This is a genomic window from Actinoplanes sp. NBC_00393, assembly GCF_036053395.1.
Lineage (GTDB): Bacteria > Actinomycetota > Actinomycetes > Mycobacteriales > Micromonosporaceae > Actinoplanes.
This window is the reverse complement of sequence record NZ_CP107942.1, coordinates 3,604,189-3,627,545: the sequence shown is the minus strand read 5'-3', so window position 1 is coordinate 3,627,545 and position 23,357 is coordinate 3,604,189. Positions and strand designations below refer to the sequence as shown.

General features: G+C 69.3%; 27 protein-coding genes. 6 read left to right on the top strand and 21 right to left on the bottom strand.

Features of this window, described 5'->3' with window-relative positions; translation table 11 throughout:
- Positions 1–5 precede the first annotated feature (5 nt).
- Positions 6–554 (bottom strand): hypothetical protein, encoded by a 549-nt coding sequence (locus OHA21_RS17175; protein WP_328475041.1) that lies wholly within the window; start codon positions 552–554, stop codon positions 6–8.
- Between OHA21_RS17175 and OHA21_RS17170 the strand changes: the two genes are divergently transcribed.
- Positions 529–1,626, top strand: coding sequence for a fibronectin type III domain-containing protein (locus tag OHA21_RS17170; protein ID WP_328475040.1), 1,098 nt, complete (start codon positions 529–531; stop codon positions 1,624–1,626). The two genes, OHA21_RS17175 and OHA21_RS17170, sit on opposite strands and share 26 nt — an antisense overlap.
- 415 nt (positions 1,627–2,041) lie before the next feature.
- Here OHA21_RS17170 and OHA21_RS17165 read toward each other — a convergent pair whose 3' ends face one another.
- Positions 2,042–3,343, bottom strand: a complete 1,302-nt coding sequence (locus OHA21_RS17165; protein ID WP_328467659.1) for an IS256 family transposase — start codon at positions 3,341–3,343, stop codon at positions 2,042–2,044.
- Positions 3,344–3,513: 170 nt separating this feature from the next.
- Here OHA21_RS17165 and OHA21_RS17160 point away from each other — a divergent pair, with 170 nt between their 5' ends.
- The gene (locus OHA21_RS17160) at positions 3,514–4,260 is read left to right on the top strand and encodes a GNAT family N-acetyltransferase (RefSeq protein ID WP_328475039.1); all 747 of its coding nucleotides are present in this window, start codon (positions 3,514–3,516) and stop codon (positions 4,258–4,260) included.
- Here the strand turns inward: OHA21_RS17160 and OHA21_RS17155 are convergent.
- From OHA21_RS17155 to OHA21_RS17110, 10 genes are all read right to left on the bottom strand, one after another.
- The gene (locus OHA21_RS17155) at positions 4,159–5,028 is read right to left on the bottom strand and encodes a class I SAM-dependent methyltransferase (RefSeq protein ID WP_328475038.1); all 870 of its coding nucleotides are present in this window, start codon (positions 5,026–5,028) and stop codon (positions 4,159–4,161) included. The genes OHA21_RS17160 and OHA21_RS17155 overlap by 102 nt on opposite strands.
- A gap of 581 nt (positions 5,029–5,609) precedes the next feature.
- A complete protein-coding gene (locus OHA21_RS17150) occupies positions 5,610–6,644 on the bottom strand; it encodes a hypothetical protein (RefSeq protein WP_328475037.1) in 1,035 nt (344 codons plus the stop codon).
- 293 nt (positions 6,645–6,937) lie between these two features.
- Entirely contained in the window at positions 6,938–7,795 is an 858-nt protein-coding gene (gene nudC / locus OHA21_RS17145) for an NAD(+) diphosphatase (protein ID WP_328475036.1), read from the bottom strand.
- 280 nt (positions 7,796–8,075) lie between these two features.
- Positions 8,076–8,360, bottom strand: coding sequence for a hypothetical protein (locus OHA21_RS17140; protein ID WP_328475035.1), 285 nt, complete (start codon positions 8,358–8,360; stop codon positions 8,076–8,078).
- 120 nt (positions 8,361–8,480) lie between these two features.
- Positions 8,481–9,062 (bottom strand): dihydrofolate reductase family protein, encoded by a 582-nt coding sequence (locus tag OHA21_RS17135; RefSeq protein WP_328475034.1) that lies wholly within the window; start codon positions 9,060–9,062, stop codon positions 8,481–8,483.
- Between the two features lie 65 nt (positions 9,063–9,127).
- Positions 9,128–9,967, bottom strand: coding sequence for a helix-turn-helix domain-containing protein (locus OHA21_RS17130; RefSeq protein WP_328475033.1), 840 nt, complete (start codon positions 9,965–9,967; stop codon positions 9,128–9,130).
- Between the two features lie 278 nt (positions 9,968–10,245).
- Positions 10,246–11,031: a maleylpyruvate isomerase family mycothiol-dependent enzyme gene (locus tag OHA21_RS17125; protein WP_328475032.1), complete on the bottom strand. Its 786-nt coding sequence runs from the start codon at positions 11,029–11,031 to the stop codon at positions 10,246–10,248.
- Positions 11,032–11,256: 225 nt separating this feature from the next.
- Positions 11,257–12,318, bottom strand: a complete 1,062-nt coding sequence (locus OHA21_RS17120; protein WP_328475031.1) for a hypothetical protein — start codon at positions 12,316–12,318, stop codon at positions 11,257–11,259.
- A gap of 59 nt (positions 12,319–12,377) precedes the next feature.
- The gene (locus OHA21_RS17115; protein ID WP_328475030.1) at positions 12,378–12,788 is read right to left on the bottom strand and encodes a hypothetical protein; all 411 of its coding nucleotides are present in this window, start codon (positions 12,786–12,788) and stop codon (positions 12,378–12,380) included.
- 115 nt (positions 12,789–12,903) lie between these two features.
- Complete coding sequence (locus OHA21_RS17110) at positions 12,904–13,764, bottom strand: endonuclease/exonuclease/phosphatase family protein (protein WP_328475029.1); 861 nt, start codon at positions 13,762–13,764, stop codon at positions 12,904–12,906.
- A 176-nt stretch (positions 13,765–13,940) separates the two neighbouring features.
- Here OHA21_RS17110 and OHA21_RS17105 point away from each other — a divergent pair, with 176 nt between their 5' ends.
- On the top strand, positions 13,941–14,765 hold the full coding sequence (locus OHA21_RS17105; protein WP_328475028.1) for a TIGR03619 family F420-dependent LLM class oxidoreductase: 825 nt from the start codon (positions 13,941–13,943) through the stop codon (positions 14,763–14,765).
- Positions 14,766–14,796: 31 nt separating this feature from the next.
- Here OHA21_RS17105 and OHA21_RS17100 read toward each other — a convergent pair whose 3' ends face one another.
- Positions 14,797–15,540 (bottom strand): AraC family transcriptional regulator, encoded by a 744-nt coding sequence (locus OHA21_RS17100; RefSeq protein ID WP_328475027.1) that lies wholly within the window; start codon positions 15,538–15,540, stop codon positions 14,797–14,799.
- A gap of 54 nt (positions 15,541–15,594) precedes the next feature.
- On the opposite strand from OHA21_RS17100, the gene OHA21_RS17095 reads away from it, so the two are divergent.
- Both OHA21_RS17095 and OHA21_RS17090 read left to right on the top strand, forming a co-directional pair.
- Entirely contained in the window at positions 15,595–16,926 is a 1,332-nt protein-coding gene (locus OHA21_RS17095; RefSeq protein ID WP_328475026.1) for an MFS transporter, read from the top strand.
- 379 nt (positions 16,927–17,305) lie between these two features.
- A complete protein-coding gene (locus OHA21_RS17090) occupies positions 17,306–17,983 on the top strand; it encodes a hypothetical protein (RefSeq protein WP_328475025.1) in 678 nt (225 codons plus the stop codon).
- On the opposite strand, the gene OHA21_RS17085 is transcribed toward OHA21_RS17090, so the two are convergent.
- The 4 genes from OHA21_RS17085 to OHA21_RS17070 are packed head-to-tail and all read right to left on the bottom strand — an operon-like array spanning position 17,980 to position 19,939.
- Positions 17,980–18,447: a hypothetical protein gene (locus tag OHA21_RS17085; RefSeq protein ID WP_328475024.1), complete on the bottom strand. Its 468-nt coding sequence runs from the start codon at positions 18,445–18,447 to the stop codon at positions 17,980–17,982. The two genes, OHA21_RS17090 and OHA21_RS17085, sit on opposite strands and share 4 nt — an antisense overlap.
- 54 nt (positions 18,448–18,501) lie before the next feature.
- The gene (locus tag OHA21_RS17080; protein ID WP_328475023.1) at positions 18,502–18,735 is read right to left on the bottom strand and encodes a hypothetical protein; all 234 of its coding nucleotides are present in this window, start codon (positions 18,733–18,735) and stop codon (positions 18,502–18,504) included.
- Positions 18,736–18,771: 36 nt separating this feature from the next.
- Positions 18,772–19,494: a hypothetical protein gene (locus tag OHA21_RS17075; RefSeq protein WP_328475022.1), complete on the bottom strand. Its 723-nt coding sequence runs from the start codon at positions 19,492–19,494 to the stop codon at positions 18,772–18,774.
- Between the two features lie 58 nt (positions 19,495–19,552).
- Complete coding sequence (locus tag OHA21_RS17070) at positions 19,553–19,939, bottom strand: ester cyclase (protein WP_328475021.1); 387 nt, start codon at positions 19,937–19,939, stop codon at positions 19,553–19,555.
- Positions 19,940–20,087: 148 nt separating this feature from the next.
- Here OHA21_RS17070 and OHA21_RS17065 point away from each other — a divergent pair, with 148 nt between their 5' ends.
- The gene (locus OHA21_RS17065; protein WP_328475020.1) at positions 20,088–20,621 is read left to right on the top strand and encodes a hypothetical protein; all 534 of its coding nucleotides are present in this window, start codon (positions 20,088–20,090) and stop codon (positions 20,619–20,621) included.
- 3 nt (positions 20,622–20,624) lie between these two features.
- Here OHA21_RS17065 and OHA21_RS17060 read toward each other — a convergent pair whose 3' ends face one another.
- From OHA21_RS17060 to OHA21_RS17045, 4 genes are all read right to left on the bottom strand, one after another.
- A complete protein-coding gene (locus tag OHA21_RS17060) occupies positions 20,625–20,945 on the bottom strand; it encodes a hypothetical protein (protein ID WP_328475019.1) in 321 nt (106 codons plus the stop codon).
- 16 nt (positions 20,946–20,961) lie between these two features.
- Positions 20,962–21,696: a MerR family transcriptional regulator gene (locus OHA21_RS17055; protein ID WP_328475018.1), complete on the bottom strand. Its 735-nt coding sequence runs from the start codon at positions 21,694–21,696 to the stop codon at positions 20,962–20,964.
- A gap of 67 nt (positions 21,697–21,763) precedes the next feature.
- Positions 21,764–22,366 carry a hypothetical protein gene (locus tag OHA21_RS17050; RefSeq protein ID WP_328475017.1) on the bottom strand — a complete coding sequence of 201 codons (603 nt, stop codon included), beginning with the start codon at positions 22,364–22,366 and terminating at the stop codon, positions 21,764–21,766.
- A 115-nt stretch (positions 22,367–22,481) separates the two neighbouring features.
- Positions 22,482–23,354, bottom strand: coding sequence for an NAD(P)-dependent oxidoreductase (locus OHA21_RS17045; RefSeq protein WP_328475016.1), 873 nt, complete (start codon positions 23,352–23,354; stop codon positions 22,482–22,484).
- Positions 23,355–23,357 lie beyond the last annotated feature (3 nt).

Below are 23,357 nucleotides of genomic sequence, written 5' to 3'. Positions count from 1 at the left end.
GTTGCCTACACGGTCACCGTGGTCGCCACCACGACCGTCGGAACCTCGACTGCCAGCAACCTGTCGTCGGCGGCAACTCCTGGCCCTGCGCCGTCAGCCAGCCCTTCGCCTTCAGCCAGCCCTTCGCCGTCAGCAACCGCTAGCCCGTCGGAGTCTGCCAGTCCCAGCCCTAGCCCTACCTCATCTCCGACTCCCAGCCCGTCGGAGTCTGCGGAGCCGAGCCCCACCCCAGCGGCCAGCCCTTCTCCGTCGCAAACGCCCAGCCTCGCGCCGTCGCCGGCTGCCAGCCCATCTCCGTCAGCGACTCTCAGCCCTGTCCCGTCGCCGGCTGCCACCCCCTCTCCGTCGACTGCTCCCAGTCCTGTTTCGATGCCGACCGCGAGCCCTTCCCCAGCGGCAACGCCCAGTCCTACCTCGACACCGACTGCCGGCCCGTCGCTGACACCGACTGCCGGCCCGTCGGTGTCAGCGACGCCCAGCCCTAGCCCAACGCCATCCGCCGGCCCGCAGCCGCCGACCGGTGTGACCGTGACATCCGGAGACAAGGCGATCACGGTGTCCTGGACTCCCGCAGCCCTGGACGACGCCTCGGTCAAGTACACAGCGACCGCGTCTCCCGGCGGCAAGTCCTGCACAGCCAACAGCAACAGCAGCCACGGCACGTCGTGCACCATCCATGGCCTGACCAACGGCACGACGTACACGGTCACCGTGGCCGCGACTACCAAGACCGGAGCGTCGACCGCCAGCAACCCATCCGAACCGGTCACCCCCGGCACCGCGCCGCAGCCACCGACCGGCGTCACCGCAGGCCCCGGCGATCGGGCGATCACGGTGTCGTGGACTCCGGCGGCCCTGGACGGTGACACCTCGGTCATCTACACGGCGACCGCGTCTCCCGGCGGGAGGACCTGCACAACCAACAGCAACAGCAACCAAGGCACCCTGTGCACGATCAACGGCCTGACCAACGGCACCACGTACACGGTCACCATGACCGCCACGACCAAGACCGGAACGTCCACCGCCAGCGCCGCTTCCGGCCCGGTCACCCCGAACACCGGACCCCCACCGCCCGGCCTGCAGCCGCCCGCCATCACGAATGCGCAACCCAGGAACGAGGCCATCACCGTGGCGTGGCAGCCCGGGCGACAGGGCAGCGGAACCCTGCTCGGCTACACCATCACGGCGACGGCCACCAACACCCCGTGCCGGTCCACCACCAGCCCGTGCATCACCACAACGGCCATGCAGCAGTTGGGCACCGCCCAGATCGCGGCCGCGGATTCGGCATCCTGCACCACGACCGACGCCACCACCTGCACCATCACCGGCCTGACCAACGGCGTCAGCTACCTGATCAGCGCCGTCACCCACACCAGCGCAGGCGACTCGGCCCCGACTCCCACGGAACCAACGCCAACGGAGCCGTCGACACCAACCTCACCGGCACCCGCACCGTCCCCAGCGCCGAAACCCACCCTGCCCACCACCGGCACTCCAACGGCCGCCATCACGCTCACCGGCTGGCTGATGCTCACCACCGGGGCCGCCCTCGCCCTGTTCGGCTACCGCCGGCGAACCGCGTTGGACCAACCCGTGAGTAACCGGCTGCCTCGACCTTGATTCGTGTTGCTATCGAACTGGCCAGCCGACTACAGCCTGACGCCCCTCACCGTCACCGCGACGCGCGCTGCTGCCGCGACCCTGGCGCCCCGTCGAACCCGATCGAATCCACAGAAAGGGCACAGAGGGCTCACGATACAAAGCGGCACACCGCGGACTACCCTGCGACCCTCGCTGGTGTCGTGCGTGCAGGAGCACCTACGCGGATCCGGCCGCCACCCAATGTCACCACTCACAGCAACGGCGGTGTACGCATCTGCCGAGAAGCGGATACGCGGTCACGTCGTCGTGGCAGCACCGGCCCAGACACCCCCGATGCGGGTTGCCGACGTGCTCAAGCAACGTCGGTCATCACCGCTGCCGAATGGGTATGCCGGGAGTGTCAAGAAAACGGTGTAACTCGATTTGTTGAAGGTCAGTTACGGCCTGCGGTGAGGCGTCCTTCGAAGGCGAGGTCGAAGGCGTTGAGGGCGGGTTTCCAGCGCATAGTCCAGCGGCGCTGGCCGGTGCCGGTCGGGTCCAGGGCCATCACGGCGAGGTAGACGCATTTCAGGGCAGCCTGCTCGTTCGGGAAGTGCCCGCGGGCCCGCACGGCCCGGCGGATCCGGGCGTTCACGCTCTCGATCGCGTTGGTCGAGCAGACGACCTTGCGGATCTCGGCGTCGAAGGCCAGGAACGGCACGAACTCGGCCCAGGCGTTCTCCCAGAGCCGGACGATCGCCGGGTATCGCTCGCCCCAGACCTCGGCGAACTCCAGGAACCGCTGCTCGGCGGCTTGCTCGGTCGGTGCGGTGTAGACCGGCTTCAACGCCTTCGCGATGGCGTCCCAGTGCTGCCGGCCGGCGTATTTGAACGAGTTGCGCAGAAGGTGAACCACACACGTCTGGACCACCGTCTGCGGCCACACGGTGTTGATCGCGTCAGGCAGGCCGGTGAGGCCGTCGCAGACGGCCATCAGCACGTCCTCGACGCCGCGGTTCTTGAGCTCGGTGCACACGCTGAACCAGAACTTGGCGCCCTCGCCGCCGTCGCCGGCCCACAGCCCGAGGATGTCGCGGGTGCCCTCGGCGGTGACCGCCAAAGCGACGTAGATCGGCCGGTTGGCGACCTTCCCGTCGCGGATCTTGACGTTGATCGCGTCGAGGAACACGACCGGATAGACACGGTCCAGGGGCCGGTTCTGCCACTCAGCCATGCCGTCCATCACCTTGTCGGTGATCGTGGAGATCGTCTGCCGCGACACCTCGGCGCCATAGACTTCGGCCAGGTGAGCGCTGATCTCCCCGGTGGTCAGGCCCTTCGCCGACAGCGACAGGACCATGTCCTCGACCCCGGTCAGCCGGCGCTGCCGCTTCTTGACGATCTGCGGCTCGAACGAGCCGTCCCGGTCCCGCGGCACGACGATCTCGACCGGGCCGACATCAGTGAGCACCGTCTTCGCCCTCGACCCGTTGCGGGAGTTCCCGCCGTCCTTGCCGGCCGGATCGTGCTTCTCATAGCCGAGGTGGTCGGTGATCTCACCGTCCATCGCCGCCTCGATCACCCGCTTGGTCAGCTGCTGCAGCAGACCACCCTCACCGGTCAGCTGCAGGCCCGCGGCACGAGCCTGCTCCACGAGCCGGCCGACCAGTTCGGCATCGACACTCCCAGACAAGGCTGCCGGGTCCTTCTTCTTGGCCACCGCGGAAGTATCCACGGCCTCCGTCATCATGGTCATCAGGTGCGTCTCCTTGATCAGGAGTTACACCGTTCTTTTTACAGTCCCGGTATGCCAGCCGGGTTGCCGCCGAGCGGGCGATGATCGGTCGCCCATGGCCGATCACAGACATCGGAGTCTGTCGTGGTATCTCCGTCGCGTGCCTGCCCGCTGCTTGTCATCATGCGAGCGTGACCGATGATCCTCTGCTGGACCGCGCTCAACGGCTCTGGGTCGACCTGGCCAGGGCACCGGTCGTCTTCAAGGACCTGTCCGTTGACGTGGCTGTCTCGCCGCGGTCGTTGCTGTGCCCGGCAGGTTGGATCGGCATCGTTGGTCTGGGAAACGCTGTGATCGCTGCGGTCCCTGACGATGACACCGCCGAGATCGTGCAGCGTGCCCTGGGCGCTCTCCCCGCGACCGCTGTGACCGACCCGGCCGTGGTCAGTCGCAGGCTGCCGGCCACCGAGGTTTTGGGACCTGCGACCTTGGCTTACTGCGATGTGGCCGGTTTCCGCCCCGCCGGGTCCCGCGCCGTCCAGACGATCCCGGCAGGCGATATCGAGGTGGGAGCTCTGCTGGCGCGGGTGCCGGATGAAGACGTCGACGAGTCGGGCTTGGCGGAGATCACGTCACCGGTGTTTGTACTGCGTGCCGGACTGGAGGTCGTGGCGGCAGCAGGCTATCGAAGGTGGCCCAGCAGCATCGCCCATGTCAGCGTGCTGACTGTGCCGGCCGAGCGCGGCCGTGGTTGTGCACGCGTGGTCGCCACCGCAGCCGTCACCCACGCGCTGGAGGTCGGCCTGCTGCCTCAGTGGCGGGCTCGCCCGCAAGCGTCACGTCGAGTGGCCCGGGCGCTCGGTTTCCGCGAGCTGGGCTGGCAGCTGAGTATGCGTCTCCTGCCGGCCGGCGCGCCCGAAGGCGTAGATGACCTTTGAGTTGAGGACCTGGTCTTCGTTGGTGCTGAGGAGCTCTGCCAGGGCGCTGGTGTAACCGGCGCGGAACGTTTCTGCCTGCTCGGGGCCGAGCGCGGCGATGGCGTCGTGGTGCGGGCCCTGGGTGTGGGCCTGCCAGGCGTATTCGAGGTCTGTGCGGGAGAACCGGATGGTCTCGGTGACGGTGTCGGTGGGGATGAACCCGGCGTCGCGGAGTTCTTGCTCGCACCGGGTCGGCGTGCCGAGCCGGGTGGCGGGATCGGTGAGGGACAAACCGTAGTGGCCGGCATGCTCGCGGAAGAGCCGGGCCGCGGTCGGGAAACCCTCCTTCATGGTGGAGAACCCGACCAGGCCACCGGGCTTCAACAGCCGTCGCCACTCGCGCAGGGCGGTCTGGATAGGTAGGTAGAGCAGGCCGGCAGAGCAGAGAATCAAGTCGAATGAGCTGCCGGGCAGGTGAGGCAGGGCGGTGGCGTCGGCCTTGATGAGGTCGATGTTGGTCATAGGCAGCGATGCGATCGATTGTCGTGCTCGGGTGAGCATGCCCTCTGCGATATCCACGCCGAGCACGTGCGCGGTAGGGCCGGCGGCGCGTGCGGCGGCGATGGCGGCGAAGCCCGTTCCGGTCGCGGCGTCCATAATGCGCATGCCCGGTGCGGGGGCGGCGAGCTCGACGAGCCGTTCGGCGTACCGGATATGCCAGGAGTTGCTGTTGTAGGTCGTAGCCCGCTGATTGAAGGCTGCTTCGATCGTGTCGCGGGAGCTCGTCACGTGAGGTCACCCTTCGATGATTCGGCGGCGGATCTCTGCGGCGTTGATAGTCCCGTCGCCGGCGCTGGCGCGTTGCTGATGAGCGACCGCTTCGACGGTGTGCCCACACCCGGGCCGGAGCAACGAGGGGTCACTTGCCGGGTTGAGGAGCACGCACAACACGAATGTCGCCGAGCGCGCCCACGTGGCCCAGAGCTGAACTCACCCGCTCCCCGCCGGATCGCGAACCGCGCATCTCATCCACGCTGATCACGGTGGCACGAGGCCGGCTTTCATGGCAATCGGCGGCCGGTCACCATCCTCTTCTGCCGCTGGCCGCGCGCGGCGCTCCGGCACGGCCGTCACGCTCTGTGAGACCGGCGCGGACGCCGACACGCGCTCGTGCCGAGAGCCGGACGCCCAATCAAAATGACTCACGGACTCTATGGCGGCGCCGAAGCGCGGCTTGTGCGGGCTCGACTGCGGACAGAAGCGAGGGCGCATGGCCGACGCGCGTCGCTGTTTCGTCCGCTGGGCCGAGCTCTGAGTGATCGAACCTGTAGCAGGTGCCAAGAGCGCTGCCGCTCTATCCTCTGCGGGGATCACGACCCGGTGCGTCCGGCCGACTCGTCGAACACGAAGTTCCGCAGCATCCGGGCGAGGACCAGTCCCAAGGGGACGGCCAAAACGATCAACACGACATCTGCGTCCGCGCTGTGAATCGGTGTGTTGGCGGCGAGTGCGGTGAAAGGTCTGCCGATCTGCGTGAGGAGGGCAAGCAGCGCGAGTGGCCAGAACATGACCGGCAGCGCGACAACAACAATGGCCGCCACCAAGCCGTAGCTGTATCGGCGCTGCCGAGAAGCAGGACGGGTCCCGGCGAGCGCCACGACAACGATCACCAGCAGGACGGTGAACGCAAACGTTACGAGCAGCCGGGTTCCGCTCGGCTGCGGCCAGACGTAACGCACCAGCCACGGCGTTGCCGCAGCAACGATGCCGACCGCAACCGTCATGCCAATGCCTGGCCGATTGACCGGGCCGGCCACCTGCGCCGCAGCGGCGACAGCGACCAGCGCCAGCAGAGAACCGACGGCGGCGCTGCCCGTGTTGAGCGCCGGCTCAACGTCGGTCGGCGACTCGATAGCCGTCGCCATCCCGGCTGCAACGGCAGCCACCATCGCCACAGCGAGCGACGCGTTCGGACGAGACGCCGCCGGGAGAACCATCGCGACGGCACAACAGATCAGCGCTGCCGCGGCCGCACCGATCGCGAGCTCTGCGCTGTCGGGCATGTAGTCAATCCGGTCGAGGCCGACATCGACCGCCAGCCAAACGCAGCCACCAATCAGCACACCCCAACTGGCCCAGCGGCCTCCACGCGCCAGCAGGACCAACACGAGAACCAGGGCGATCAGCGCACCCCAGCGCAGCTCCCGAGCCCAGTAGGTATTTTCCTCGGCGAAGGCGTCCGGGCCCGTCGGCTCGCTCAACGGCTGAAGCACGGTCACGCCGAACACCCATGCCATCGCTGACGCGGCAGCCAACGCCACCAACGCGAGTCGATCTGCCACCAACCACCATCGGGCCGGACCGGCGATTGCACCGGCGCGAGTACGGCGGTTGGCAAGACTCATGACGGCAGACGCTACCCAACCTCGATCCACAGACCTCGAGCCGCCCAGAGCGCCAAGTCCGGCCAAGCATTGCGCTACACGGGGGAGCAAATCCCGATCAAGCGGCGAACGCGCACTTCTGCCGCGAGTCGCTCGCTACCAACCGTGAATGACCGCCCGTCGCCCCGGCGCACGGACGTGCTGAGTAGCGCGCATCAGCGGCGCTGCATCGTTGGCGGTCCGGTGTGCAGGTCTGCCGCCCGGTCGTGGCGCGCCGGGCCGGTCGCGTCAGGACGGGCCTGGGCCATGCGGCTTCATCCCGTCTCGCTCGTCTGCGTGGGTGACTCGTCGAGCCACGAGCGCAACAGCAAGCGATCGATTGAGTCGACGCGGCCCAGCCCGCCCCGAGCCTCCGCGTGCGCGGCCAACTCCGATCTGGTGAACCACCGTGCCTCCGAGATCTCGTCGCCGTCCACCACGGCTCGGTCGTCGTCGGCGACGGCCCGGAAGCCGAGCATGATCCCGGCAGGAAAGGGCCATGCCTGCGAGGCCACGTACTGTATCGAACGGACTTGTACCCCGACCTCTTCCGCCAGCTCGCGGCGTACGGCGTCCTCGAGGCTCTCGCCGATCTCCACGAACCCCGCAAGGGTGGAGTAGCCGTCGGGCGCGGCACCCCGGTGCCTGGCAAGCAGGCAGCGCGGCGGGTCGTCAGGCGCTTCCACCAGCATGATCACGGCCGGCTCGATCCGGGGAAACCACAATCGGCCACAGCCCGCGTTACCGCAGGCGCGTACGTGTCCGCCGGCCTGTGGCTCGGTCCGCGAGCCGCACGTTCCACAGAACCGCTGGTGCCGCGCCCAGTGCAGCAGCCCGCGGGCGTACGCCAGGGCTGCCGCCTCGGCCGGCATTAGGTCCTCGACGAACGCCCGCACGTTGCTGGCACGGTCCGCGTTCGCCAGCTCGATCGCCTTGGACTCGTCCATCGCGGAAAGGTCGACGGCGAACACCGGGGCGTCACCCTCCAGGCCGAGGAACACCACGACGTCCGCCGTCGCCAGAGTCTCCTCGACGGCGGCCCGAGGCAGGACGGCCGGCACCGGCGGTATCCCGGTGACCAGGCACCGGTCGCGCCACAGGGGCAGGAACCGAGCGCTCGCCGACTTCTGCATCGACGCGAGCCACGTCGGGTCCGCCCGACGGTCACCCGCCCGGTCCAACCATCCGCCTGAATACGCCAACACTGGGACACCCACCGCTTGCTCCACAGCCACCCCCCGACCACCTGTTGGCGGCCATTTACACCAGTAAACACGTCACCATGCACCGGCACCGTCCCGACGGAGATGACCGACGATTTCATCCGGCCGAGATGGCCGGCTTCGCGTAGCACCGGCGGGTGTTGGTGGGCCAAGTTCTAACGCAGTTTGATCGCAGGCTTCAGCAGACGGGTCAGAGCGCCGGCGGCCCGGTGCCCAGGCGCTTCTGTTCTGCCGCACGCGCATCGGCTGCGGCGTCGTCGCCACGGCCGAAATGCGCAACGTTGTCGCTGTCGTCAAACGCCCGGATCTGGCACCCCTCTATGTCAAGAGGCACAATGTGGTCGGCACCACCGAGCACATGACCGGCCGTCCGGCTCGTACCTTCGAGCAGCGGGTGGCCGAGCAGGCGGATCGCTTCCGCGCGGCCTGACGCATTCTCCTCTCCGCGACGCCGACCACGACGTCGGGTGGTCACGGGAGGGTGGTGGCTGAGCCGCCGCGGGCAAGCGTGGTTGGACCGCGCAAACTCAGCCGGAGGCCGGATTCTGCGTCACCGATCGCACTGAACTTCTTCGCGTACCCCGCCGAGTTTCGGTCAACGGCGCACCCGATAGCGCAGATGAAGCACCCGGTTGCCCTGAATCACCACGTCAGGATCCTCCAACAGGTGCTGCGCGTGGACCGACCCGAAGTAGCGCTTACCTGACCCGAGCACGACGGGTACGACGTCCATGCGTACCTCGTCGACCAGGCCCGCGGCAAGCGCCTGGCCACCGACGTCGCCGGCGGCGACCTCGACCAGGCGGTCGCCCGCGAGCTCCTGCGCCTTGGCCACGGCGGCTTCGACGCCGTCGACGAAGTGGAAGGGCGCCTCGGGGTCCCAGCCCTCGGGGGCCGGCCGGTGCGTCACGACGACCACGTGGTCGATGCCGGCCGGAGGCTTGCCGTCCCAGCCGTCGGTGATGTCGAAGACGTGGCGGCCGGCGATCGTCACCCCGATCTGGTCCCAGTACGCCCGGGTGTGGTTGTAGGACACCTGCGACACCTTCAGCGCACCGCTGTCGTCCAACGCGACGTCACCGCTGGTCAACCAGTCGAACAGCGGACCAGGCTGATCGTTCTCGTCCGCGATGAAGCCGTCCACCGACACCGAGCTGTACATGACCACCTTGCCCACCGGGCTCTCCTCTGCTCGAGATGCCCTCAAATTAGCGTGTCGTGGGCTGTCGTTCTTGTAAGAAATCAATCGGCCGGCAGCGGCCAGCTGTCCAGCGTGTGGCCGGGATGTTCGCGCAGGAACCGCCGCCGGACTTCGGCGTACCGGGTCGGCGTGAGCCCGGTGAACGCCCGGAACTCATGGCCGAAGTGGGCCTGGTCGAAGTAGCCGGCGCCGGCGGCGACGTCGCCCCAGTCGATCGGTTCGGCGAAGTCGATCGCGAGCAGGGTGGCGGCGAAGCGCTGGGTGCGGGCCAGCCGTTTCGGTGTGACGCCGACGAGCTGTTTGAACCGCTGTGCCAGATGGGTGCTGCTGACACCGGTTGCCACGCAAAGGTCGCCGATCGCCACCGCCCCGCTGGTCGCCGCGATGACGCTGCTCGTGTGGCAGACCAGCCCGAGGCCGGGGGTCTCGCGCAGCCGTCGCATGAGCTCCTGCTCGAGCAGCGTCAGCATCTCGTGCGGTCCGGGCGCCGTGGCCAGCCGGTCCCGCAGCTCGGCGACGGCTGGCCGGCCCCACACCTGCTCGAGCGTCACCGGCCGGTCACACAGCTCGGCGGCGGGCATCGGCAGGAACGGCACCGGCCCCCACGCCTTGAAATGCACGCCGACGGACCGGGTCCGGGGCGGGTAGCTGAATGCGAACGCGCGGGTGGGTACGGTGATCACGCAGCCGTCGGCGTACTCGGCTGTCTCGACGTCGGTGCCGGCGCGGATGCGGAACGGTGCCTCGAGGTTGACGATGAGCAACGCACCCGGTGTCGGCGGCAGCAGCAGCCGGGCGTACGGCGGCGCGCCCTCCAGGTAGTAGAGGTCGTCGATCAGCCCGTCCAGCGGCGGTCGCGGCACTCGGGAGACGTACTCCACGCCCACAGCATCGCCGATGTCCCGCCGGCATCGCGCGCCGGGATGGTCCGGCCGTGCTGCCGGCGCTACCCTCCGCGTGAAGACGGTGGGTGACTCGGAGTTGTCCGGGATCACCTTCGCGCGACCTACCCGTCGGCGGGTCAACGTCCCCGCCGATCAACGGATCGTACGCCTGGTCACGGGGCTGGACGTGGCGATACCTCGAGAGGTGGCGGCGCGCCGACCCCGATGTCGACTACCTCACGGACGACGCCATCCCTGACCGGCCCGGATCCGTGTCAGAAGCCCGGGAACACCGCACGCAGCTCGTCGAGCGTGACGTTTCCGGTCACCTCGATGTCGGCGGGAGTGTGTTCCGCGGTGAGCCGACCGTAGAGCAGCCGGAGCGCCGCCTCCAGCGAGCCGCTGAACGTCGCGGTGGCGGGCACGGCCTCGGTCGTCAATCGAACCGAATCGTCGATGACGATCCGGTACGGCGTACCGCTGATCTCGACCACGGCGAACTCGGCTACCTCCTTCGGTTTGGCGATGAAGCCGAGCAGGAACCCGAGGCCGCCGGCGAGATGCTCGGCAAGCACGTCAGCCGAGTCGCCGGCGACGGTCGCCGCCGGGTCGAGGCCGGCGCGTACGTCCCAGGTGTGCAGAGCGACCTCGCTGAGCCGCAGCGCCGCAAACGACGCGAACGAGACCGGCTCGGGCAGGAACGTCCGGATCTGGAGGTCGTCGTGGCGCTCCGCCGGTACGGATTCGAGGGCCGCGACGAGCGCGTCGTCCGACGCGACCGCGCCCGTGGCCTGATCTTGCGGGCTCGTGGCGTTCCACCGGTCCCACACACTCTGGTTGAAGTCCGGGCCGGGTGCCTCCGCTTCACCGACTGCCGCCCGAAAACCGGCGAGCGTGATCTCGGCACCGCTGCCCAGGTGCGAGAGAACGTCGGCGACCGTCCAGGCGGACGCGCCGGACGGGCCGGTCAGCTGGTCGCCGGACAGCGTGGGAGCGAGAGTCGCGAGGCTGTCGTGCTCGCTGCGCAGGGCCACGACGGTGCGGCCGGCAAGGGTGCTCATGGCAAAAGCCTATCGGCCGAGTGGGCGACAGGCGTGCTGGCGCAGCGCATCACGGTCCCGGTACGGCGGGTCACCGCTTGCACCTTCGGCGGCCCCGGGCTGGACGAGCTGTAAATCACGACCTCGCGCTACGGACGCGCCGACCCGGAGCCGCGGGCCGGGCGCTCTTCCGGGCCCACACCGATGTGCGCGGGCAGGTCACCACACCGTTCGCCGGGTGAGCGTTCACGGTCCGAAGATGTAGTAGCTGTAGTTGTAGGGGCGGCCTCGTTCGTAGACGGCACGCAGCCAGGGCTGGCTGACCTCGGGCAGTCGAGCCAGAACGTTGAGGAAGATCCGGCCGTCCGGTTCGAGCCGGCTGTGAGGGATGAGCGGCGGCGGGGCTTCCGGCGGGATCGGGGCTGAGCGCCCGACCGGCTTCGGGTCGCGGTGGAATGCAACGTGCCGCCAGGCGTCCCAGGCCAGCGGGACCGGCTTCAGGGACGGGTCAACCGGCCAGAGTTCACCGGTTTGCGGATGCTGCGGGACGAGGGCCAGGTCGCCGCCGGCGGCCGGAATGCCCGGCCCCGCCAGCACCAGAGTCCGCTCCGGGCCCGTGCTGACCGGGGCGGCAAGGCGGTCGAGTGTCGGCTGGAGGATCGTGGCTACCCGTTGATCCGGGATCCGGATCGGGTGGCCGCCCGAGGCGGCCAGCAGATGTGCCAACGCCGAGGCGGCGGCGGCCACCCACATCGGGTCCCAGGCACCGTCGGGTTCGGCCGGAGCGATGCCGGGCCGTTGGTCGATGAGGTCGGTCCAGTCGAGTATCGAATGCGGGCCGCGGCCGTCGTCGATGACGTGGCTGGTCAGCGGGTCCAGCCACACCGCGTTCCGCAGGCCGCAGTCGTCTATCCGGGTGGCCACCGGCGTGCCGCAGGTGGCGCAGCGCATGTTGGGTTGGCTGCCGTCGAGGCCGCAGCATCCGGTGTCGCCGGCCAACGCGGGGTCGATGACCGCGCTGCGGACGTCGCCCGGGGCGAGCAGCACCCGGCCGGCCGGTCCGTCCGGGATGCTGAACCTCGGTGCGTACCAGCCGAGTGCCTCGGCCTCACCGGGTTCGAGCTCTTCCCACCGGCGCCACGGCGGGCCGGAGGGCAGCGGGTCCACGGCGAAGGTACCGGGTTCGAGCACCGGGTCGAGGGAGCCCGGCCCGTTGCCGTACTTCTGATGCGCGTGAACGGGAAGCGCCACCTTGGACACGGGAACCGTCAGCGCGGTGACGCACGCCCGGCATCCGAAAACCGTCACCCAACCCCCATGTGTCGACTGAGGTCAATCTAGAGCACCCGGCGCTGTTGTTCCTGGTGTCAACGGGCGTGCCATTCGCCGAGATCGGCGGCCTGCCCGGTGCGCAGGAAGGTTCGCACCGCCTCCCACGCGGGGTGAACCTCCAGGACGACATCGCCGGTGAACCGGCTCAGCTCGTCCATGATCGGCACGTTGACGTACGCCTCGCGGGGCACGCTGCCGTCCCCGGCGAGCAGGAACGACTGCCGGACGGGAGCCCTGACGATCTTGTGGATGACCGCGTACTCCCCGCGGAAACCGATGGCCAGCAGCGGCGCCTCGCTGTCCGCGATCTCGACCTCGATGTAGCCACGGATACGGCGGCTGCGCAGCCGCCGGAAATGGCTCTCCAGCTCCGCAGGGCCGGTCCGCGCCGGGACGGGGGAGAAGCGGCGGGAGCCCGGCTGCGTCGCGGACCAGATCACACTCATCGCCGGGAGTGTAGAGGCCGCCACTCTCGACGACGGCCCCAGCGCGACGGCCGACTGGTACCGCCACCACCTTCGGGTTGGCCGACCAGTCCGAGAACTAGCCCCGGGACGGCTGCTACGACACCTGGCGGCGGGCGGTGGGCAGCGCGAGATCGGCGACGAGCCCGTAGTGATCGCTGATGGTGGTCTGCGGCTCGTCGAACGTCCGGACGCAGGTCGTGATGCGCAATGTCGGCCCGCCGTGCGCCCCGCATCGCACGAGGACGTAGTCGATCCGCCGGTACGGCCAGTCCCAGTCGGCGCAGTTCGGATTGTCGGGGCTGAACGTGTCCCCGTCCGGGTGGACGGCAGCTGCGTGCGTGGACCTCCAGGCGTCGCGGTAGCAGACGCTCGTGCCTTCTACCGCGTGGTGGCCCGTGAGGAAGCGGATGCTGTCGGCCTGCGGCTCGGCATCAAGGTCTCCAGCGAGCACCACGTGCCCGGGCCGTTCGGTGAGGGCGTCCTCGACGGCCCTGCCGACCACGAGCGCCTGGAGGGTGCGCTCATGTTCATGATCGACCTGGTAGTCGGGGAAGTGGTTGACCATCCAGACGCGGCCTATCGGCTCCGGCACGAGAACTTCGACCAGGAGCGCGGTGCAGGCGAAGTCGTGCGTGCGCGCCGTGACGTGCAGGTCCAGCTCGGCGACCTGGCCGACCGGCCACCGGCTCGCGATCGTGATGCCCTGACCGTCGGACTCACGGGTCGAGGAATGCACCAGACGATAGCCGGGTCCGAGAAACTCCCGGACCTGGTCGACGATCGCACCCGTATGCCGTTCCGGAGCGACGATCGTCTCCTGCAGCGAGATCAGGTCCGCGTCGAGGCGCGCGAACTCCGCTCGCAGGACGCTGCGCCGTTCCGGCCAGCGGCCCCGCGTACCCCACACGTTCAGGGTGGCGACCCGCAAGCGTCCGTCATCTATTCGCCGCTTCATTCTCCACCCACCTCTGTTGTCGAGGATTCCAGCACGCCGCGACGGTGGCTCGCCATCAGGCATCAACGGCCGGCGCCGGCCCTCTACTGTGCTTGTCGGATCGCAACAGCGAAGGCCAAGCCGGCTCCGCCTGGCGAGTTGCCGAGCAAACGATGACGCAGAGGGTGGCTGAGCGAATGAAGTTCGGGCTGTACGGGCTGCACCGCGACCGCAACGTCGAGCCCGGTGTCCTGGCCCGGCGAGCCAGGCTGGCCGAGGACGCCGGCTTCGAGTCGCTGTGGGTCGGTGACCACATCGCGCTTCCCACCGGGGAGGGCAACCCGCCGCGTCTGGAGGCCATGGTCGCGTTGACCTACCTCGCGGCCGTGACCAGCCGGGTCCGCCTCGGGGTCGGCCTGATCGTGCTCCCGCAGCGCCAGCCGGTGCTGCTGGCCAAACAGCTCACCTCGCTGGACGTGCTGTCCGGTGGCCGGCTGACCGTCGCCGTCGGGGCCGGCTATGTCGAGCCGGAGCTGAACGCGATGGGCGTCTCCCTCGCCGAGCGGGGCGCCCGGACCGACGAGTACCTGGCCGCGATGCGCGCGTTGTGGGAGGCGGCGCCGTCGTTCACCGGCCGGTTCGTGTCGTTCTCCGGCGTCGTGCAGCACCCGTCGCCGGTTCAGCGCCCGCATCCGCCGATCGTGGTCGGAGGTCACTCAGCCGCCGCGTACCGCCGGGCGGTCCGGCAGGGAAGCGGTTGGTACGGCTGGGGTCTTGATGTGGACGAGATCGGGCAGGCGCTGCACGCGTTGGCTGAGACTGCCCGCGGCGAGCAGCGCCCGGCCGGCCTCGGCGAGCTGGAGATCACCCTCACGCCGCCGGGACCGCCGGACCTCGACACCGCTCGCCGGTACGCCGACGTGGGTGTGGACCGGCTGATCATCGAGCTGGAAGGCATCGACGACGACGCGGTCGACGGCGTGATCGCCTCCGTCGGGGAGACGTTGGTCGGCCGAGTCTGACGGGCCCTGGCTGCGCCGCTTGGCGTTCCCTTCATCGCGTGGGATGGGCGCCGGGCGTGTGGCCGAAGGTGCGGCGGAACACGTCGATGAACGCGCTCGCCGACGACCAGCCGCACCGGTGGGCGACCGTGGTCACCGGTGTCTTGTCGGCGAGCAGGATCAGTGCGTGGTGCAGTCGCAGCTGCGTACGCCACTGCGGGTAGCTCATGCCCAGGTTGCGACGGAACAGCCGGGACAGGGTCCGGTCGCTGGCGCCGACCTCGCGCCCGAGTTCGACGAGCGTGCGAGTGTCGCCCGGGTCGGCCTGCAGGATCTCGCACACGGCGCGCAGCAGCGGGTCCGTCGGTGTCGGCACGTGCAGCGGCTGCTGCGGGGAGGCCCGCAACTGATCGAGCAGCACCGCGCGCAGCCGGTCCCGTTCCGCCCCTTGTCCATCGTGACCGCGGGTGTACTCCATGATCAGCTCCCGCAGCAGTGGGGTGACGAGCAGCACGGTCGGTGTCTCCAGGTCGAGCGGGTTGCTGCCGGCCGGCAGTCCGACGAGATGCAGTTCCAGTTCGCCGTACGCGCGATGTGCGTGAACAGTGCCCGCCGGCACCCAGATGGCGCGGTTGCCCGGCGTGACCCAGGAGCCCGCGCTGGTCGTGACTGTCAGAACTCCGCGCGCCGCATAGACGATCTGGTGATCGTCGTGCCGGTGGGCGTCGATCTCCGCCCCGGACGCCAGCCACTGGCTGCGCGTCGGAGCTACCGGGGCGTGGCGGATTTCCGTCATCGGTTGTCAGGTTATCGGAAGCCAGACATCGGTCTGGGCCGCAACCATCGGTACGTGCGAAGAAGAACGTCCATCACGCTGCTCGCCGTCGGCCACGCCTGCGTCGACGTCTACCAGGGCGCCGTCGCCGCTCTGGTGCCGCTGTTCGTCGCCGAGCGCGCCTACACGTACGCCGCTGTGTCCGGCATCGTGCTCGCCGCGTCGCTGCTGTCCTCGGTCGCGCAGCCGGTGTTCGGCGTCCTCACCGACCGCTGGGCCATGCCGTGGCTGCTGCCCGCCGGCACCCTGCTCGGTGGGGCCGGCATCGCGCTGAGCGGGCTGAACGGCAACTACCCGCTCACCCTGCTGTTCGTGGCGCTCTCCGGCATCGGCGTGGCCGCCTACCACCCCGAGTCCGCCCGGATCGCCCGCGAAGCCGGCGAAGGCAGCCACACCGCCATGGCGTGGTTCTCGACCGGCGGCAACATCGGTTTCGCCCTGGCGCCGCTGGCGGTCGCCGGCATCGCGGTCCTCGGCGGATTGAGGTGGACACCGCTGCTGCTCGTACCGGCGCTGGCCGGCTCCGCGATGGCACTGCCGGTGCTGCGCGCACTCGCCAGGCGCAGCAACAGCGCCACCGGGAAGGCCGCGCCGGCGGGACGCGACGACATCCCCTCGTTCCTGCGGCTGACCTTCGCGGTGGTGTTCCGGTCCATCGCCTTCGTCGGCCTCAGCACCTTCCTCTTTCTCTACGCTCAGCAGCGCATGAACGGCAGCCCGGCCGCAGGCACCACCGCACTGTTCCTGCTCTACCTCGGCGGCATCGCCGGTTCCCTGCTCGGCGGAGCCGCCGCGAACCGATGGGGCCGCGTCACAGTGTCCCGGTGGTCCTACGCGATCACTGTTCCGGCCATCGCCGGCGTGCTGTGGGTGCCCGGGCCCGCCTTGTACCTGTTCGTGGTGCTGACCTCCGCCGGCCTCTACGTGCCGTTCGCCCTGCAGATCACTCTCGGACAGGACTACCTGCCCAGCAGAGTCGGCACTGCCAGCGGCATCACCCTCGGTTTGACGGTCAGCGTCGGCGGGCTGGCCAGCCCTGCCATCGGGGCCGTGGCCGACGCGACCTCGCTGCGGACCGCGCTCACACCGCTGATCGTCATGCCGGCACTGAGCTGGCTGATGTTCCGCACGCTGCGCGAAACCCACCTCGCTACCCGGGATCAGCGCCAGCAGCGCCTGCCCACCGGTCCGGGTTTGCGTGGCGGTGTCGACGGCGTACCGACCGGTGGCCCAGAGCCCGAGCAGGGGGAGGAGCATGATCGCCATACCGATCGGGAACCGGCGAGGAACCGCTGGACCGGCCGCGGACCGCGCAAGCCGACAGTCCAGAACGAGCGGCGCTCGTAGAGATTGACCCACAGCAGCTGGAGCAACAGGGTGCTGACCTTGGTGATGACCTCGCCGACCTGACCGAGAAATGACGACGGTTGGTCACCGGACACCGCGTCAGCGACCGGCGTCAGCAGCACCTGCGCCGCGATCACACCGAACCCGAGCGCGACCACGCAGGTCAGGACCAGGTTGGTGCGCCGCCGGGCAGCAGCGACGTCCGCAACCAGCAGCGACGTACGCAAGTCCATCGAGTGCTTCCACGCAGCTCCGGCTGTCGGCGTCCCTGATCATGCGACCAGCGCCCGACGCCTGGTGGCAACCCGTGTCGGCGCCGTCACGCCGTCTTCAGCATCTGTCGGCCTCGACCCGGCCTGCTCGCATAGCGTGATCGGTCATGGGCCGAAGTGTTGCCGAGTCGTGGGAGTTGATCGACGAGTGGCTGCTGCGCTCCGTGCCGCACATCCGCGCGATGCTGGCGCCGCCGGCCACACCTGCCGAACTTCGCGAGGTCGAGCGCGTCTGCGGCGTCGAACTTCCCGCCGACCTGGCCGACTGGTGGCGTGGCGCCAACGGGATGGGCCCGGGAACCATGTCGTACGCGCTGATCGTGCCGCCGGGCCTGTATCTGCAGAGCACCCATCAGGCGATCACCCACCTGCACGAGACGCGGGAGATCGCCATCGACGCGGCCAAAGCCCGGCGATTCCACTACGAGACGGTTGATGAGCAGGCCGATGCGCAGGCGTACGACGCCGCTGTGGCACGAATGATGCGCGCACCCGCCGGCACCGTGGACCCAGACCTCGAGCAGGTCCTGGTGCATCTCCCCGCGTGGATCATGGTCGCCCGGGAGAGCCGGTGCTATTTCGTCGACTGCCGAGAAGGGCCGCTGCACGGGTGCGTGATGCAGCAGGGCGCCCATGGCGGCGAGTCAGGCCCCCTCTGGCCGAGCGTGGCGGCGATGTGGGCGGAGACCAGCGATGTCCTCACCGGCCTGGACCCCGCATCCGTGCCGGAGCGGGTGCGAACGACCGTCGGCGACTGGTGGTTCCCCGGCGACTGGTGGATCTAATCAGCCTCCCGGCGGGTGGAGTCCATGATCCAGTTGGTTTCCCAGGTGCTGCCGCGGTCGACGGAGAACGCCTGCTCCCAGTGGGCCGTGGTGGCGGAGATGTCCGACCACCGGAACCGCACGGTGATCGGAACGCCGTCGAACGTGTCGTCAGCGAAGAACTCGCCCACGCCGTCGACGAAGCGCCCGACGACCGGCGGATCCCGCAGCGCGAGCGGTGTGACGCTGCTGGTCCAGTACAGCGACCACAACTCGGTGGCCGGATCGAAGAGCCGCACGGTGGCGCCGGAGAAACCCATCGTCGGGAACGTGATCTCGTCGAAGTTGCCGGCGCCGGCGAAGAACGAGCGGGCCACCGAGACGGCGGGGAACTCCTCCCAATCGTCCGAGCCGGCCAGCCGCTTGGTGAGACGCCGGTTAGCCACGTCCCAGGTACCCACGTAGAAGTCGAAATCGCCAATCATCGGCCGACCGTAGCGGCTGGGTACGACATTCGGCGGCCGCCTGCCGCGTCGTGATCAGGGTCTGCCGCCACCGTCGGTGCGAGCCCGGCCGCGCCGGCGCCTGACGAGATCAATCACGATGAGGGTGACCCCGGTGAGCACGCCCGTATAGAACAGCAGCTGCAGCATCCCACCGCCGATGTTCGGGCCGCCCCACTGATCGGGGAATGCCTCCCGGGCCCACAGATTGGCTGCCGCCCCGATCAGACTGATGACGAGGACCGTCGCCCCGATCTTGCGTAGGGACATGTTGGGTGCTCCTTGCTTGAGGCGGACGGTGCCGGGTCATTGTTCACGGCTGTCCGATGCGGCCGCGCGCAGCCACCGACTCCGGTGGAAAATGCTGTCCTCGGCGAGCACCATGAAATGCCAGCTGCCGTCACGGCGGCCGGCCCGGCGGTCGGGTCCGTTGAACTGGCTGAACGCCACGGGACCGCCGAAACGATGGATGTCGGCGTTACCGGCGACCTGCTCACCGCACCACGTCAGTTCGTCGCCGGCGTCGTGCAACGCCGCAGCCGAGCCGGACAGCAGCAGAGTGTCGGCGTGCTCGGTCGCCCGCAGCCGGCGGCGTTCCCATTCCCAGTCCGGCAACGGCTGCCGCTCGTCCGGCGATCGTGGTGCCGGCGCCCGCATGGTGGTCAGCACACCGGCCTTCGGCCCGTGCCGAAGCCGGGCCCGCAGCGCCGGCCAGGCGGACGGCCGCAGTGACGCCTCGCTGCGCGCGATCACCAGGTCGGCCAGTCCCTGATGGGCGGCCCAATAGCTGACGGCTTCGCTCTGGGCGTTGCGCCGCAACGGCAGATATACGACGGAATGCGGGCTGGTCGCGGCCAGGCGGAACAAGGCGCCAAGGCGCAGCAGATCTGCCCGCGAGCCGATCAGCGCCCCGCTGTACTGCCACAGGACCTTGGTGATGTGCGTTCGCGACAGCGGGACGACCGGCTGCAGTACGCGCTGCAGGCAGGTTCGGCCCGGCACGTGATGGACCCGCATCCGCAGGCGCATCCGTCCTCCCGTTGACGCATCAGCCACCGGTGCACCGTAGGACGACATCCGCCGCTTATCAACGCGTTTCGTTGTGCGTTGAGAGGCGGAGCCGGGCGTTGTCCGCGGTGCCCCACAGCTCGGCGATGCGTCCATCCGCAATCCGGTACATGGCGAACTCGTCGGTCTCGACCGGGGACAGGTCGCCGGGGGCGCCGAGGAAGTCCTGGTGTCGCGTACCGGTGGCGTGCAGATGGACCGCGAGCCAGGGCGGCTGCTGCACCACATGGCGTAGCTGCCAGGCGTAGTCCGGAAACACCGCGATCGTCTTCCTGATGTCGTCAACGTACTGCTCGCGGGTTCGCGGGATGCCGTTCACGAGGACCGAGGGGTGCAGGAATTCCGCGATGGTGTCCCAAGCCCGCTCATTGCAGGCAGCGAGATAGGACCTGTACATCTCGAGCATTCCGTGTGCTCCTCCGATATCCGAGCGTGGTTCACTTGCGCGCGTGATGTGGCGACGTGGCAGCAGGATGGTACTGGCAGCCATCCTGGCCGGAGCGACTTTCCTGGGCTGCGGGTGGTGGCACAATCATCCGCCGTACGGTCCGGAGGTGTTGGCCGTCCAGTCCTCGCTGACGTTCGTCAGCCACGACGAGGCCCAGGCCGCGCTCGGCGACGACGTGAACGCTCCGGTGTCCAACGGCCGCGACCAGCTGGTGCTCGGCCGGGTCTCGTGGCAGGCCCCGCCCGAGCCGCTCGACGGCGGATACTTCGCGATCTTCCTCATCGACAAGCGCTCCGACGTCAAACCGGGATACTTCAGCGCTACCTCGCCACGGCAGGACGCTGTGAGCCCCGGCAGTGCCGGCGTGGAGAACAAGATCGTCGAGCGGTACCCCTGGCTGCAGGGTGCAGGCGACATCAAGGTCGAGAACGGCTGGCTGAGCGCCGGGTCCCGGCTGGCCGTGTTCGACGAGAAGGCCTCACCGCTCACGTTCGTCGCGCCGTTCCCGTTCCTGGAGAAGCCGCCACGGGGGGCGGTTCACGTGGCGACCGCGCCGGTGGCGATGACGGATCTGATGTTGGCGATGGTCTACATGGGAGCCGACGGGCAGGTGTACTGGGCGCAACGGCTTCAGGGTTAAAGGTCAATCGCCGACGAAGACGAGCCGCTGCTGCTCGCTACCGCATCGCTCTGCCATCGCCCGCAGGCGCAGCAACCCGCGACGCTCGGGCCCGGGCCGTGCGAGACCCAGCAGGCCGTCGATCTCCCCAAGGAGGTCTGCCATCTGGTGGTGGCCGAAGGATGTCTCGCCATGCGGATCAACCGCGCTGAGCAGCGGGCAATCGGGTTGCCGCTCCCGGAGCAACCGGTCGAAGTCCCCGGCGGCATCGAAACACCCGCCGGCCGGGTCCGGCAAACCCCGGATCGGTACGCCGCCCCAGCGCAGTTCGACCTGAATGCCCACGAGTTCGCGACCTGGATCAACGCCGGTCGTCGGCGGCCAGTTGTTCGTGGGCGAGAATGCTGGCGCGGCCCAGCACGTCGAGCTGCGCCGGGTTGTAGAGCTCGCGCACCGCGTCCACGAACGTCTGCTGCGTGACCTGCTTGCTCTTGGACAGGTGGGCCGCCGGATCGCTCAGCCACGGGTACTCGGTCAGGAACTGCGCGATGGTCGGGGCGAGTTTCTCGGCGAGGTTCTGCCGGGTCTCCTCGTCCGCGTCGGCCGGCAGGTTGTCGACGTCCGCGCTGACCGCGCCGGTGTCAGCTTCCACCATGCGCCGCAGATCTTCCATCGCGTCCTCGTCGTACAGCTGCCGGTAGATGTGGATCAGCGACTGGTCGGCCTCGGACAGCCGGGACACCACTGACTGGAAACCTGCGGGCGCGTCGGCGGGCGTACGGTCGCGCAGGATGGCCGCGATGTCGGAGCGTGCCCGCGTCAGCCGTTCGATGTCCGCCTCGAGCGCCGCGTCGACCTGCTGCAGGACGTCGGGTGCGCCGCCGTCCGTACCGAGTTCGCCGATCCGGGCGAGCGGCACGCCGAGTTCGGCGAGCCGCCGGATGCGCAGCAGGCGGACCAGGTCAGGCACCTCGTACTGCTTGTATCCGTTGTGCTTGCGCCCGGGCTCGCCGAGCAGGCCGAGCCGGTGGTAGTGCCGGATGGTGTTGACTGTCGTGCCGGCGAGCTCCGCGAGTTCGCGGGTGCTCCAGCCCACGTCGGCCCCCAGGCGGCTATTCGGTTCCGATCGGTACGGAAATCAAGTTAGCACATGGCGACAGGCGTCAGTTTCCGAGGGAGTCGAGCCAGCTGTACCGCAGTCGCAGAGCCCGCTCCGTGCTGGCGAGCGCCGCACCGACACCGAGGGCGATGTTGAGCCACAGCGGCAGGTTGATGGGTGACTCGTAGCGGCCGAAACGTTCGGCCACCGGCGGTACCTGCAGGATCGGCTCGAGGATCTGAGCGACTACGAGCACCACGCCGATGGCGAGCATCAGCACGGAGAACACCCCGAGCCAGCGGCTCAAGGCCGGGTGGTCGCGGTCGAGGCGGGCACGGCGCCCTTCGGCGGAGGCCGGGTCCGGGGCCAGCTGATACTCCGCCCCGTCGGCGGTGACGTAGTGGCAGCGCTTGAGGCCGAAAGCGCTCGCCGCGACCTCGATGGCGCCGCCCGGCACCGGGAACACGGCCGGAAGCCGCGACGAAGCGCGCTGCCTGCCGTCCAGGTAGAGCTGCGCCATGGTGTTGCCGTCATCGTCGCTCTTCCAGTGCCGGACGTCGACGGCGTACACCGCCTGCTCGCCGGGCAACCGCAGGTAGAGCACGGACCGGCTCAGCAGCTGCCACCAGCGAAAACGCCGCAGCGGCCGCCCATCGCCGGGTTTCACACGCTTCAGCGCGCGCCGTCGCCGCTGCTCCTCGAACACGTCCTGGCCTTTCCCTGCTGGGGAGGGTGGTCGCCGCAGCGCCGGCCCCAGTAGAAACCGTGTGCCAGGAACATGGTCAACCAGCGGCCCGGATGCTCTCCACGATCCGGGCGAATCCCTCGCTGCCGTGCCCGGCGTCGATCTGCCGCCGGATCAGCTGCTGCACCATGTCGACGACCGAGGTGTCGAGGCCCTGTTCGGCGCTGGCGGCCACGATGTCGCCCAGGTCGGAGAACTCCAGGCTCTGCTGGCCGGCGACGGTGTAGTCGCCGCCGTCGATCACGGTGGCGAACCCGTCCAGCTCGCCGGCCATCGCGGCCAGCCAGGGCGTGGCCATCGCGGCGAACTCGCGGGCCGGCACCCCGGCGGGCGCGACCATGGCGACGCCGTGCAGGAACCCGGCGAACATCACGTACATGCCGGCGAGCAGCGCCAGGTCGTACAGCGAGGCCAGCCCGGCTTCGGCGCCGAGGTAGCGGCTTTCGCCCCACTCATCGAGCAGCGGCCGGTGCTGGTCGAACGCCGCGGCGGCGCCGCTGTAGAGGATGCTCGACCCGGGCCGGCCGATCATGCCGGGCACGGCCATGATCCCGCCGTCCAGGTAGGTGACGTCCGCGCCGGCGGCCCAGGCCGCCAGCTCACGCGCCTGCGCCGGCGAGGTCGTGGTCAGATTGATCACCGTACGCCCGGCAAGTTCGCCGGCCGGCGGATCGAGGACCTCGTGCACCGACGCGTGGTCGAGCAGGCACACGATGATCACGTTGTTCGCGCGTACCGCGTCGTCCGGGGTGGCGGCGACCGTGACGCCCGGACCGGCCAGCCGGTCCGCCTTGCCGGGGGTGCGGTTCCAGACGGTGACCGAATGGCCGGCCTTGAGCAGCGCGGCTGCCAGGGCGCTGCCCATCGCGCCGAGGCCGAGCAGGGTGACGCTGGTGGCGTTCGTTGTCATGCG